This is a genomic window from Micromonospora sp. NPDC093243 (genome assembly GCF_044753725.1).
In the GTDB taxonomy this organism is placed as follows: domain Bacteria; phylum Actinomycetota; class Actinomycetes; order Mycobacteriales; family Micromonosporaceae; genus Micromonospora.
Map to the genome: position 1 here is coordinate 74,073 of NZ_JBIVNT010000011.1, position 12,803 is coordinate 86,875.

At 74.9% G+C, this 12,803-nt stretch carries 10 protein-coding genes; 4 read left to right on the plus strand and 6 right to left on the minus strand.

The features are described 5' to 3' along the window. Nucleotides 1–22 precede the first annotated feature (22 nt). Complete coding sequence (locus ACIP9D_RS29970; RefSeq protein ID WP_350874347.1) at nt 23–1,165, minus strand: acyl-CoA dehydrogenase family protein; 1,143 nt, start codon at nt 1,163–1,165, stop codon at nt 23–25. Beyond that, on the minus strand, nt 1,162–2,277 hold the full coding sequence (locus ACIP9D_RS29975; RefSeq protein WP_350874346.1) for a Xaa-Pro peptidase family protein: 1,116 nt from the start codon (nt 2,275–2,277) through the stop codon (nt 1,162–1,164). Before ACIP9D_RS29975 ends, ACIP9D_RS29970 begins: the two co-directional genes overlap by 4 nt. Nucleotides 2,278–2,508: 231 nt before the next feature. Here ACIP9D_RS29975 and ACIP9D_RS29980 point away from each other — a divergent pair, with 231 nt between their 5' ends. Then, on the plus strand, nt 2,509–3,888 hold the full coding sequence (locus ACIP9D_RS29980; RefSeq protein ID WP_350874345.1) for a glycosyl hydrolase family 18 protein: 1,380 nt from the start codon (nt 2,509–2,511) through the stop codon (nt 3,886–3,888). A gap of 116 nt (nt 3,889–4,004) precedes the next feature. Here the strand turns inward: ACIP9D_RS29980 and ACIP9D_RS29985 are convergent, their stop codons facing one another. Together ACIP9D_RS29985 and ACIP9D_RS29990 are read right to left on the minus strand one after the other, a co-directional pair. Then, nucleotides 4,005–5,501: a hypothetical protein gene (locus ACIP9D_RS29985; RefSeq protein WP_350874343.1), complete on the minus strand. Its 1,497-nt coding sequence runs from the start codon at nt 5,499–5,501 to the stop codon at nt 4,005–4,007. Between the two features lie 144 nt (nt 5,502–5,645). Then, nucleotides 5,646–6,554: a winged helix-turn-helix transcriptional regulator gene (locus ACIP9D_RS29990; protein WP_350874342.1), complete on the minus strand. Its 909-nt coding sequence runs from the start codon at nt 6,552–6,554 to the stop codon at nt 5,646–5,648. Nucleotides 6,555–6,650: 96 nt separating this feature from the next. Between ACIP9D_RS29990 and ACIP9D_RS29995 the strand changes: the two genes are divergently transcribed. Continuing rightward, nucleotides 6,651–6,812, plus strand: coding sequence for a hypothetical protein (locus tag ACIP9D_RS29995; protein WP_350874341.1), 162 nt, complete (start codon nt 6,651–6,653; stop codon nt 6,810–6,812). A gap of 13 nt (nt 6,813–6,825) precedes the next feature. On the opposite strand, the gene ACIP9D_RS30000 is transcribed toward ACIP9D_RS29995, so the two are convergent. Then, the gene (locus tag ACIP9D_RS30000) at nt 6,826–7,917 is read right to left on the minus strand and encodes a DUF4037 domain-containing protein (protein WP_350874340.1); all 1,092 of its coding nucleotides are present in this window, start codon (nt 7,915–7,917) and stop codon (nt 6,826–6,828) included. Nucleotides 7,918–8,080: 163 nt separating this feature from the next. Between ACIP9D_RS30000 and ACIP9D_RS30005 the strand changes: the two genes are divergently transcribed. Then, nucleotides 8,081–9,001 (plus strand): 5'-3' exonuclease, encoded by a 921-nt coding sequence (locus ACIP9D_RS30005; RefSeq protein ID WP_350874339.1) that lies wholly within the window; start codon nt 8,081–8,083, stop codon nt 8,999–9,001. Nucleotides 9,002–9,133: 132 nt separating this feature from the next. Here the strand turns inward: ACIP9D_RS30005 and ACIP9D_RS30010 are convergent, their stop codons facing one another. Then, a complete protein-coding gene (locus ACIP9D_RS30010) occupies nt 9,134–11,935 on the minus strand; it encodes a DEAD/DEAH box helicase (RefSeq protein ID WP_350874338.1) in 2,802 nt (933 codons plus the stop codon). An 86-nt stretch (nt 11,936–12,021) separates the two neighbouring features. Between ACIP9D_RS30010 and ACIP9D_RS30015 the strand changes: the two genes are divergently transcribed. Next, nucleotides 12,022–12,792 (plus strand): HAD-IA family hydrolase, encoded by a 771-nt coding sequence (locus ACIP9D_RS30015; RefSeq protein WP_350874337.1) that lies wholly within the window; start codon nt 12,022–12,024, stop codon nt 12,790–12,792. Nucleotides 12,793–12,803: the final 11 nt, after the last annotated feature.

Below are 12,803 nucleotides of genomic sequence, written 5' to 3' on the forward strand. Positions count from 1 at the left end.
GGGCCCACGACACTCGGTCCGCTCAGCCCTTCGCCAGCGCCCGCGAGATCACCACCCGCTGGATCTGGTTGGTGCCCTCGACGATCTGGAGCACCTTCGCCTCGCGCATGTACCGCTCCACCGGATGGTCGGCGACGTAGCCCGCGCCGCCGAGCACCTGCACCGCGTCGGTGCTCACCCGCATCGCCACGTCGGTGGCGAAGAGCTTGGCCTTGGCCGCCTCGATCGCGTACGGCCGGCCCGCGTCGCGCAGCCGGGCCGCGGCGAGGGTCAACGCCCGGGCCGCGGAGATCTGGGTGGCGTGGTCGGCCAGGGTGAAGCCGAGGCCCTGGAAATCGATGATGGAGCGGCCGAACTGCCGCCGCTGCTTCGCGTAGTCGACCGCGTAGTCAAGCGCGGCCTGGGCCAACCCGACCGCGCAGGCGGCGATGCCGAGCCGCCCGGAGTCCAGCGCGGACATCGCGATGGTGAAGCCCCGACCTTCCCCGCCGATCAGCCGCTCGGCCGGCACCCGCGCCTCGTCGAACGCGAGCTGCGCCACCGGCGAGGCCCGCAGGCCCATGGTCCGCTCGGCGGCCTGCGGGATGATCCCGGCCGTGCCGGCGTCGGCGAGCAGCAGCGAGACGCCCTTCGGGCCGGGCCCACCGGTGCGGCAGAAGACGTTGTAGAAGTCCGCCACCCGGGCGTGGGTGATCCACGCCTTGGTGCCGGAGACGACGTACGCGTCGCCGTCGCGCACCGCCTTCGTGGTCAGCGACGCGGCGTCCGAGCCACCCTGCGGCTCGGAGAGGCAGTACGCGCCCAACTGCTCGCCGCCGAGCATGTCGGGCAGCAGCTTGCGCTGCTCGTCGGTGCCGAACGCGGCGACCGGGTAGCAGGAGAGGGTGTGCACGCTGACCGCCTCGGCGACCGCGAGCCAGCGGCTGGCGAGGATCTCCAGCACCTGCAGGTAGACCTCGTACGGCTGGGCCGACCCGCCGTGCTCCTCGGGGTAGGGCAGGCCGAGCAGCCCGGCACGGCCCAGGGTGCGCAGCACCTCGCGGGGGAACTCGGCGCGCTCCTCGAACTCGGCGGCCCTCGGGGCGAGCTCCCGGTCGGCGAGTTCGGTGGCGAGGTCCAGCAGGTCGTGGGCCTCGTCGGTCGGCAGGATCCGGTCGACAGTCATAGCGCGATGAGCTCCGTGGGGGTGGTGTTGAGCCGTTGCACGCCGTCCGTGGTGCAGACGACGATGTCCTCGATGCGGGCGCCATGGCGACCCGCCAGGTAGATGCCGGGTTCGATGGAGAACGCCATGCCCGGTTCCAGGGCGCGCGGATTCCCGGCCACCACGTACGGCTCCTCGTGGCCGTCCAGGCCGATGCCGTGCCCGGTGCGGTGCAGGAACTCGGCGCCGAACCCGGCGTCGGCGATGGGCGTACGGGCGGCCGCGTCGACGGCCTCGGCGCTCACCCCCGGGCGCACCGCGGCCACCGCGGCCGCCTGGGCGTCGCGCAGCACGGTGTAGTAGTCGACGAACTCGGCCGGCGCCGGCCCGCCGGCGACGTAGGTGCGGGTGCAGTCGGAGCGGTAGCCCGATGCCATGGTGCCGCCGATGTCCACCACCACCGGCTCGCCGGCTCCGATCGGCCGGTCGGAGGTGCCGTGGTGCGGGCTGGCCCCGTTCGGGCCGGCGGCGACGATGACGAAGTCGACCGTGACGTGCCCGGCCGCCCGGATCGCCGCGGCGATGTCGGCGGCCACCTCGGCCTCGGTACGCCCGGGGCGCAACCACTGCCCCATCCGCCGGTGCACGTCGTCGATCGCCGCGCCGGCCTCGGCGAGCGCCGCGACCTCGGCGGGGGACTTGCGGATCCGCAGCTCGCGCAGCACCTCCCCGGCGAGTCGCTGCGCGGTGCCGGGCAGCGCGGAGCGCAGCGCCAGGACCTGCTCGGCCCACATCCGGTCGGCCAGCCCGACCGCGGCCACCGGCCCGCCGAGGGCGGCGCTCACCAGCGGGTACGGGTCGGTGCCGTCGGCGTGGTCGACGATGCGCACCCCGGTGCCCGGGGCCGGGGACGCCTGGGCGGCGGGGCGTTCCAGCGTCGGGACGATCAGCGTCGGCTCTCCCTCGGCCGGCAGCACGAGGCAGGTCAGCCGCTCCCCCACGTGCGCGTCGTAGCCGGTCAGGTAGCGCAGGTCGGCGCCGGGGGTGAGCAGCAGCGCGTCCAGCCCGGCGGCGGCGGTGGCGCGGCGGGCGGCGGCCAGCCGCTCCGGGGGGTAGAGGTCGTCGATTCCCACCCGGTCAGCTTAACGGTCGTTTGGGCACCGACCTAGCCGGCCGCGCGGGCGGGAAGCGCTCTCCCGTTCATCGAACGACATCATTGACGCGGACAGTTAACACTCTTTAAGATTTGGCTGCCTCGAGGAAGTACGTCCCCTGTCCCACCCGTACGCCCGGTTTGGCGGCTGGCCGACCCAGCCGCCGCCACGGCCGCACGGCGCCGCAACTCGCCCACGGGAAGGCCCTCGATGTCCTCACCACGTCCCCGCCGCCGCTCGGCACTCGCCGCCGGCCTGCTCGCGCTGGCCACCGCCGGCGCCACCCTCGCCCTCGCCCCGGCCGCCGCCGAAGCCGTCGTGCTGCCCAACAACTTCAAGAGCGTCGGCTACATGCCGTCCTGGGCCGGCAACGTCAACACGATCCAGTACAGCAAGCTGACCCACATCAACTACGCGTTCGTGCTGCCCAACAGCAACGGCACCCTGCGCGCGGTGGAGAACCCGAGCAAGCTCTCCTCGCTGGTGTCGCAGGGGCACGCCAACAACGTCAAGGTGTCGATCGCGATCGGCGGCTGGAACAACGGCGACGACTCCGCGTTCGAGGCGCTCGCCGCCAACGCCGGCTCCCGCACCACGTTCGTCAACAGCGTGGTCAGCTTCGTCAACCAGTACGGCCTGGACGGCGTCGACATGGACTGGGAGTACCCGGATCCGGGCACGTCGGCCAACAACTACTCGGCGCTCATGCAGCAACTCAGCAACGCGCTGCGCCCGCAGGGCAAGCTGCTCACCGCCGCCGTCGTCTCCGAGGGTTACTACCTGCAGGGCGTGCCGCCCGCGGTCTTCGGCTACGTCGACTGGCTGAACATCATGGCCTACGACGGCGGCACCCCGCACGCCAACTACGACTGGTCGATCGCCAGCGTGAACGGCTGGAAGGCCCGCGGCCTGCCCGCCAGCAAGGCGGTGCTCGGCGTGCCCTTCTACAGCCGGCCCGGCTACCAGACCTACGCCCAGCTGGTCGCCCGGGACCCGGCCAACGCCAACCGGGACTGCACGACGATCAACGGCGTCCAGGAGTGTTACAACGGCATCCCGACCGTCAAGCGCAAGACCCAGTGGGCGCTGGCCAACGCCGGCGGCATGATGAACTGGGAACTCACCCAGGACACCACCGGCTCGACCTCGCTGGTCAGCGCGATCTACGACACCGTCATGGGCGGCACCACCCCGCCGCCGACCGGGCGGACCGGCCCGATCACCGGCATCGCCGGCAAGTGCGTGGACGTCGCCGCGGCCAGCAGCGCCAACGGCGCCGCCGTGCAGCTCTACACCTGCAACGGCACCAACGCGCAGAACTGGACCGTCGCCAGCGACGGCAGCCTGCGGGCGCTGGGCAAGTGCGCCGACGTGACCAGCGCCGGCACCGCCAACGGCACCAAGATCCAACTCTGGGACTGCAACGGCAGCGGCGCCCAGGTCTGGCAGGCCCAGTCCAACGGCACGCTGCGCAACCCGGCGTCGAACAAGTGCCTGGACGCCACCGGCAACAGCTCCGCCGACGGCACCCGGCTGCAGATCTGGGACTGCTTCGGCGGTGCCAACCAGGTCTGGCGCCTGCCCGCCTGAGCTCGGTCAGCGACGGCCCCCGTCAGCGCCCGTACAGCGTGGCGGGGGCCGCTCTGTCGTTCCGGCGCCGGGGCGTGCGCCACGTCGGGCAGCGCCAGGTCCGCCGGCCGGGCCGGTCAGGCCCGCGCGCCGCCGAGGCCGAGCAGGACGGCCAACCCCAGGGCGCTGCGCGGCGCGTACGGCACCCGCCACAGCCCACCGTGCGCCGCCGCGTACGCCTCGTCCTGCCACGGGTGCTCCAACGCCGGGCCACCACCGGTGCGCAGATCGTGCACGAGCAGCGCGGCCATCAGGGTGTTGCTGGTCGCCGGCTCGAAGACCTCGATGCCGAACCGGTGCGCCCCGGCGTACGCGGCGGCGAGCGCCCGGTTGCGCAGCACCGAGCGGGTGCGGGTGGGCGGCGCGACGGTGAACGACACCGTCGACCCCGCGGCCCGGGCGGCCGTGGCCCGCCACCGCTGCAACCGCTTGGCCAGGGCGTAGTTGGGCCCCTGCTGCGGGACCAGGCTGTCGTTGATGCCGGGGTCGGCGTCCGGCGGATAGTTGCGGTGCAGCAGCCGGCCGCCGGAGAGCAGGCGCAGCGACCTGCGCGCCAACCCGCGGGCCGCGTAGCCGCGCTCGGCGTGCCGCACCGCCTCGGCCGGCACCGCGAAGACGTCGGTGGGGGTGGCGAGGAAGGCCAGCGCGACGTCGTCGCGCTCGCGCTGCAGGTGGCAGGTGAGCGCGTCCACCGCCATCGCGACCCGCACGTTGGTCGCGCCGTCGGCGTAGACGTAGTTGCCCAGCACGAGTCGGCCGTCGAGGCCGGTCAGCCACGCGGCGACCTGCGGCAGGCGATGCAGCAGGTCGGCGCCGGCCCGGCCGGCCAGGGCGCGGTCGTCGGCCGCGTCAGCGGTGGCGGTGGCGGTGGCGCTGACGGTGGCGCTGACCGGCAGGTGCAGGCGGCCGCCGAGGCGGTGCGCGGTCTGCAGCACCCGCCGCCAGAGCTCCGGACGCGGCAGGTCGACCGCGACCACGTCGCCACCCCAGCGCAGCAGGGACGGCAGCGGGCCCATCTCCGCGCCCGCCCCGAGCACGACCACCCGCTGATCGCGCAGGTCCAGCCAACCCGGATTGGCCAGCACCGCGCCGACCGCCTCGGCACAGGACGGTTCGACGACCCCGGCGCTCACCCAGGCGTCGAGCTGGCGGCGCAGTTCGTCGCCGCGCAGCCGCCGCCCCCGGTAGGGCACGGACAGCTCCCGGTCGACCTCGCCGGTGCCGGTGACCGTCGCCGTCTCGAGGGCGTCGTCGCCGGCGGGCGCGTCGAAGACCTGCGCCAGCCCGGTCTCCCGACCGTCGGCGTCGACCACGCTCATCCGCGAGTGCAGCGAGGCGAGCCCGTCCCGGGCGATGGTGAGCGCGGCGTCGCGGGAGAGCAGCCCCGCCTCGACCAGCCGGCGGAAGTGCCCGAGGTAGCCGTGCCGCCAGTTGGTCTCGTGCTCCGCCGCCCGCGCCCCGACCGGGTCGACCGCGCGCAGCGCGTCCGCGACGACCGCCCGGCCCAGCGCGCTCGTGCTGCGTCCCTCACCGGTACGGGGAAACACCACCCCGGTCGGACCCTCCACGGCCACCGCCCCTCCGCTGACGCTCGTGCCGGTGCGGTCCCGGCGCGGTGCCACTCTGCCTCATCGCGGTGGGGTCCGCAGCCCGGGGCGTCGGGGTGCCGGGCCCGGGTGAGGCGCCGGTCCGCCGCCCACAGGGTCGGGTCGCGCCGGTCAGTCGGTGCGGGCCGGGACCGCCGGTGCCGCGCCGGCGTGCCGCCGGACCAGGTCGAGCATCTCGTCGACCGAGCCGGCCGGATCGGTCACCGGGAACTGCACCGCGCGGATCACCGCGCCCGGCCCCACCAGCAGGGTCAGCCGCTTGAACCGCTCCACCCCACCGGCCCGGAAGGTGGGCAGCAGCAGGCCCGCGCCGAGCCGTCCGTCCTGGTCGGACAGGAGCGGAAAGGGCAGCCGGGCGTACGCCACGAAGTCGGCGAGCTGGTCGGGGCGCTGGGTGCTGATGCCGCGGACCTGCGCCCCGGCGGCCCGGAAGTCCGCGTGCCGCCCGGCGTAGGTGGTCGACTCCAGGGTGCAGCCACGGGCGCCGGGGATCTCCGCCCAGCCCGGCGGATAACCGCCGCTGTCCGGGGCGTACGCCCCGGGGAAGAAGTAGAGGACGTTCCAGCCGTCCGCATCGGCCGGCGGCACCGGTCGCCCGTCGGACCCGGGCAGGAGCACGTCCGGCAGCCGCCGGCCGAGAAGTTCGTGCGTCCGCCGCGCCTCGGCCGAGGACGCGTCGGCGGTCGCGGTGAGTTCGCCGTCGCCCATCAGGTGCCGGGTGCCCCAGTCCTGCAGCGCGACGAGCACCGGCAGCAACCCCTCGCCCGTCGGCGTGAGGAGGTAGTCGTAGCGGGGCGGGTGCTGCGAGTAGGGCCGGCGTCGCAGCACGCCGTGCCCGACCAGCGCGGCCAGCCGCTCGGTCAACGCCCGCCGACTGACGCCCAGCTCCCGCTGGAGGGCGTCGAAGCGGGTCGTCCCACCAGCGATGTCGCGCACGATCAGGAAGGTCCACCAGTCGCCCAGCACACCGAGGGCCTGCGCGATGCCGCAGTCCGCGTCTCCGAGGTCACCCCGCCGCACTTCCCACCTCCACCGGTCGCTCCGCCTCGACTATAGTCCGTTTCAGACTGGAACTAACTGGCTCGCGCGGAACGGGGGCGGACGACAGGGACGTCGGTGGGGCGGGCCGGGGTGTTCTGGCGCTGGTGGACCGCCGGCACGACCAGTCAGGTCGGGTCGGCGGTCGGTGCGGTGGCGCTGCCGTTGACCGCGCCGACCGTCCTGGACGCCACGCCCTTCCCGATGAGCCTGATCGCCGCGGGTGCCCTCGGCGGCTGACCGCCACCGCCGGTCACCCCGCCCCGGACTCCTCCGGACGCAGAGCGCCGGCCAGCCGACGGACGTGCCGGACGTCGGTCAGCACGTCGACGTTGTGCAGATACTGGTCCACCGCACCGAGCAGCGGACGCTCCCGCAGCCCAGGGTCGGTGATCTCGGCGCGCAGGGCGGCGGCGACCCGGCCGGCGTCCAGCACGAGAAACGGGCGACTGTGGAAGGTCCGGGCCCGGGCGCGCACCGGGGCGGCCAGGTGAGTCTCGTCGGTCCACCCGGCCAACGCCTCCAGCGCGTCGACCAGCCCCGACTGCCGCCGCGCCCAGTCGCCGGGGCCGAGCGCATCGGCCAGCGCGGCGACCACCGGCGCCGCGCCCGGCAGCCGGGCGAAGGTGGTGCCGAGCCACTTGTCGTACGGCGGCCAGCAGCGGCGCAGCAGCAGACCGAGCCGCATCAGGTCTCGAGCCAGGCCGGCGGTGACCACCCGGCTGCCCAGTTCGTCGCCGACCTCGGCGCAGCGGCCGGGCAGGTGCTCGGCCTGGGCGACCCGGGTCCACCCGGCGGCGAGCACGTGCCGCCAGACGTCGTCCGGATACCAGGCGAGCGCGGCGCGGCCGGCGGTGAGCGCGCCGCCCAGGCCGTCGTGGAAGACGGCGCCGCCGGTCACCTCGGCCAGCCGCTGCGTCGGCGTGGCCAGCCAGTCCTCCACACCGACCCCGGCCGCCGGGTCGAACCCGAGCCGCTCGCGCCACCAGCCGCCCAGCTCGGTCACGCTCACCCCGTGCCGGGTACCCGCCGGGTCCACGACGCCCAGCCGCGCGTCGTCTCCCGCGAACCGGGTCGGCCAGCCCAGGAACTCCGCCGGGAGCTCGGCCTCCAGCACGGCGCGTACCTCCGGTATCCGCCCGGCGGCGCCCGCCGCGACGAAGAGCTGCGCGCGGGGGCCCCAGTCGTGGTCGGTGGAGCGGGCGGTGTCCAGGCCGAGCAGCTCCGAGCCGCCGTCGAGCCGCCCGGCCGCGTACCGCAGGTCGGGGCAGCGCCGGCGCAGGATGGGCCCGAGCACCTCGTCGTGGTACCGGCGGGCCAGCGTCAGGCCGGGGAGAAACGCCACGTCAGGCAGTCTGCCTCCGCCCGGCGCGAGCCGCAGCCCGGTTCCGCCGTCCCACCGGAGACGACCCCGACCATGAGGGGCGGGCGACGGGCGCTGAACGCGGGGCTCGTCCCTGCCGCGCCGCGCTGTCGTTTCGTCGGTGGGTTGTGCCAGGCTGTCCGGCGTGGCACAGCGACCCCCGATCCTGCTGATCGACTCCCCGAGCCTCTACTTCCGGGCCTACTTCGGCATCCCCGAGTCGGCCGCCCGGGCCGAGGACGGCACCCCGGTCAACGCGGTGCGCGGCTTCCTCGACATGTTGGCGACCCTGATCCGCACCCGCCGGCCCGACCGGATGGTCTGCGCGATGGACTTCGACTGGCGGCCCGACTGGCGGGTGGCGCTGCTGCCGTCCTACAAGGCGCACCGGCTCGCGCCGGAGGGGGGCGAGGTGGTGCCCGACACGCTCACCCCGCAGGTGCCGGTGATCCTCGACGTGCTCACCGCCATCGGCATCACCACCGTCGGCGCGGCGGGCTACGAGGCCGACGACGTGCTCGGCACGCTCTCGGTCACCCAGCCGGCGCCCGTCGAGGTGGTCTCCGGCGACCGCGATCTGTTCCAGCTCGTCGACGACGCCCGGCCGGTGCGGCTGCTCTACGTCGGCCGGGGGGTGGCCAAGCTGGACGACTGCGACGACGCCGCGGTGCGGGCCCGCTACGGCGTGCCCGCCGCGAGCTACGCCGACTTCGCGGCGCTGCGCGGCGACCCCAGCGACGGACTGCCCGGGGTGCCGGGCGTCGGTGAGAAGACCGCCGCCCGGTTGATCGAGCGCTACGGCGACCTGGCCGGCATCCTCGCCGCGCTCGACGATCCGACGTCGGGCTTCGCGCCAGGGCTGCGCGCCAAGCTCGCCGCGGCCGGCGACTACCTGGCGGTGGCCCCGAAGGTGGTCCGTGTCGCCCTCGACGTGCCGCTGCCGGAGCTGCCGACCGCGCTGCCGAGCGCCCCGGTCGACCCCGACGGCCTGCTGGAGCTGGCCCGCAGGTGGAACCTGGCCGGCTCCACCCGGCGGCTGGTCGACGCGCTCGCCGGGCACCCCTGACCCCGAGCCGCCCCCTGACCTCGGGCGACCCCTGCCCCCGCCGGAGCTGACCCGGCCGGCCCGACCCGGCCAAGACGTGACCCGGCCCCGAGCGCGCTCGGGGCCGGGCCGGTGGTTTCCGTTTCCGGCCGCTCAGGCGGCGGTGTGGTAGGCCAGCACCCCGCGGTTCACCGCGGCGATCGCCTGCCGGGCGGTGGACCTCAGCTCGGCCGACGCCCCGCCGGAGTCGGCGAGTTGACCGAGCAGGTCGACCACCTGGCGGGACCAGCGGACGAAGTCGCCGGCCGGCATCTCGCCGTCGAGCTCGTGACCGCTGGCGAGTACCTTGGCCAGCGCCTCGCCCCGGGCCCACCGGTAGATCGGCCAGGCGAAGCCGAGATCCGGCTCCCGGGTCACCGCCAGCCCCCGGGCGGCCTCGTCGGCCTCGATGTCGCTCCACAGCTTCAACGTCTCATCGACCGCGTCGGCGACCGGGCCGCGCGGCAGCGACGCCCGCTCGTCGACATCCCGGCGGGCCTCGAAGACCACCACCGACACGGCGGCGGCCAGCTCCGCCGGGGAGAGCCCGTCCCAGACGCCCCGGCGCAGGCATTCGGCGACCAGCAGGTCCGCCTCGGTCCAGATCCGACCGAGCATCCGACCCGCGTCGGTGACCGTCCCGTCGGAGGTCAGGTAGCCCCGGGTGGTGAGCAGCGCGACGATCCGGTCGAAGGTACGGGCCAGCGAACCGGTCCGCCCGGCCACCCGCTCCCGCAGCTCCTCGGTGTCCCGCTCCAGCCGGCGCCGCCGCTCGGCCCAGCGGGCGTGCTCCTCCCGCTCGGGGCAGGCGTGGCACGGATGCCGGCGCAGCTCCGAGCGGAGCTGGGTGAGCCGGTGGTCCTCGCCCACCGGCTGCCGGGACCGACCGCCCCGGCGCCCGGCGTGCCGGTCCAGGCCGGTGCCACTGACCTCGGCGGCCAGGTCGCGCCGGGCCGCCGGCGAGCGGTGGTTGAAGTGCTTCGGCACCCGGATCCGGGCGAGCACCTCGGCCGGGGTGGTGAAGTCGCCCGGGCTGACCCGCCCGGCCCAGCGGTCCTGGGTGAGCACCAGCGGCCGGGGCTCGCCGAACCCGCCGGTCGCCGGGTCCAGCACCACCGCCAGGCCGGCCCGCCGCCCGGAGGGCACCCGGATCACGTCGCCGACGCGCAGCCGCTCCAGCGACGCGACGGCGGCCGCCTTGCGCTGGCTCTGCCCCTGCCGGGCGATCGCCCGCTCCCGGTCGGCGATCGCCACTCGCAGCGCGAAGTACTCGTCGAAGTCGCCGTGGTGGCAGGCCGCCTCCGCGCCGTACGCCTCGATGGTCTCGGTGTTGCGCTGCACCTGCCGTGCCAGGCCGACCACCGAGCGGTCCGCCTGGAACTGGGCGAAGGAGGACTCCAGCAGCGCCCGGGCCGGATCCGCGCCGACCGTGCCGACCAGGTTCACCGCCATGTTGTACGAGGGCCGGAAGCTGGACCGCAGCGGGTAGGTGCGGGTGGAGGCCAGCCCCGCCACGTGCCGCGGGTCGGTCTCCGGGGACCACACCACCACGGCGTGCCCCTCGACGTCGATGCCCCGCCGCCCGGCCCGCCCGGTGAGCTGCGTGTACTCCCCCGGGGTGAGGTCGACGTGCGCCTCGCCGTTGTACTTGACCAGCCGCTCCAGCACCACGCAGCGGGCCGGCATGTTGATCCCCAGGGCCAGCGTCTCGGTCGCGAAGACCGCCTTGACCAGGCCCCGGACGAAGAGCTCCTCGACGATCTCCTTGAACACCGGCAGCATGCCGGCGTGGTGGGCGGCGAGGCCGCGCTCCAGCCCGTCGAGCCACTCCCAGTAGCCGAGCACGGTCAGGTCCTCGCCGGGGATCGCGGTGACCCGGGACTCGACCACCCGACGGATCTCCGCCCGCTCCTCGGGCGAGGTGAGCCGCAGGCCGGCGGCGAGGCACTGCTGCACCGCCGCGGCGCAGCCGGCCCGGCTGAAGATGAACAGGATCGCCGGCAGCAGCCCCTCGCGGTCCAACCGTTCGACGATGTCCGGTCGCAGCGGGCCGCGCCAGCGCGGCCCGCGCCGGCCGCCGCCCGGACCGGCGCTGCGCCCCTCACCCAGCTCCAGCCGGCGCGCCGTCTCCCGGGTGTAGCGCAGCAGCTCCGGGTGCACGTCGTGCTTGCGGGCCGCGTCGGCGTCGTGGAAGAGGTCGAACATCCGCTTGCCGACCAGCATGTGCTGCCACAGCGGCACCGGCCGGTGCTCGCTGACCACCACCGCCGTCTCGCCGCGCACGGTGACCAGCCAGTCGGCGAACTCCTCGGCGTTGGAGACGGTCGCCGAGAGCGAGACCAGGGTGACCGAGGCGGGCAGGTGGATGATCACCTCTTCCCACACGCCGCCCCGGAACCGGTCGGCGAGGTAGTGCACCTCGTCCATCACGACGTACGCCAGCCCCTCCAGGGTGCTGGAGCCGGCGTAGAGCATGTTGCGCAGCACCTCGGTGGTCATCACCACCACGGGCGCGTCGCCGTTGATCGCGTTGTCGCCGGTGAGCAGCCCGACCTGCTCGGCGCCGTAGCGGTTGACCAGGTCGTGGTACTTCTGGTTGGAGAGCGCCTTGATCGGCGTGGTGTAGAAGCACTTGCGCCGGGCGCCGCCGGGCGCGGGCTGGGCGCCGTCGGCCGGCGTCGTCGCCCCACCGGTCAGCGCCAGGTGTACGGCGAACTCACCGACCACCGTCTTGCCGGCGCCGGTGGGCGCGCAGACGAGCACGCCGCTGCCGCGCTCCAACGCCTGGCACGCCTCCCGCTGGAAGTCGTCGAGATCGAACCCCAGGTCGAGGGCGAACTCTTCCAGCGCCGGGAACTGTGAGGCCTGCGCGGCCCGGCGGCGCGCCGCGGCGTACCGCTCGGCGGGGCTCGACATGCCACCAAGATTAATGCGTACCCGGACCGGACATCGGACAAGGCCGACCGGAAGGGCCGTCGGAGGCGGTCGGTAGGGTGCACGACGTGCCGGACCAACCCGAACCGACCCAGCCTCCTGTCCCGGGCCGCGCCGACGCCGGCCGCCCGTCGCGGCCGTCGCGCCGGCAGGTCAAGGCGGTGCTCTTCGACTTCCACGGCACCCTCGCCCAGGTGGAGGAGCCGCGCGAGTGGGTGCTCCAGGCCGCGGCGGCGTGCGGGGTCGAGCTGGAGCGGGTCCGGGCGACGGCGCTGGCCGACCGGCTGCTCACCGCCGGGCGGGCCGGTGGGCCGCTGCCCGCCCGGGTGCCGCCCCGGCTGGCCGAGCACTGGTCCACCCGCGACCTCTACCCGCACGCGCACCGCGCCGCCTACACCGGGCTGGCCGAGGCGGTCGACGCCGGCATCGAGGGGTTCGCCGACGCGCTCTACGACCGGGTGCTGGTCCCCGAGGGCTGGGTTCCCTACCCCGACGCCGCCCCGACGCTCGCCGCGCTGCGCGACGCGGGCATACAGGTGGCGGTGGTCAGCAACATCGGCTTCGACCTGCGGCCGATGTTCGACGCGTGGCAGCTCACCGAGCTGGTCGACGCGTTCGTGCTCTCCTACGAGGTGGGCCGCTGCAAGCCCGATCCGGCGATCTTCTGGCGCGCCTGCGGGATGCTCGGTGTCGACCCGGAGCAGACGCTGATGGTGGGTGACACCCCGGCCGACGCGGGCGCGGCCGCCGCCGGCTGCGCGGTGCTGGTGCTGCCGGCCGCCGAGCCGGGCCGGGAGAACGGCCTCGGCGCGGTCCTCGACCTGGCCCTGCCGGCCTGACCCACCCACCG

Bases quoted from the DNA above. Each gene is read 5' to 3' on its own strand.
- ACIP9D_RS29970 (WP_350874347.1), bottom strand. From the start codon at position 1,165: ATGACTGTCGACCGGATCCTGCCGACCGACGAGGCCCACGACCTGCTG.
- ACIP9D_RS29980 (WP_350874345.1), top strand. From the start codon at position 2,509: ATGTCCTCACCACGTCCCCGCCGCCGCTCGGCACTCGCCGCCGGCCTG.
- ACIP9D_RS30010 (WP_350874338.1), bottom strand. From the start codon at position 11,935: ATGTCGAGCCCCGCCGAGCGGTACGCCGCGGCGCGCCGCCGGGCCGCG.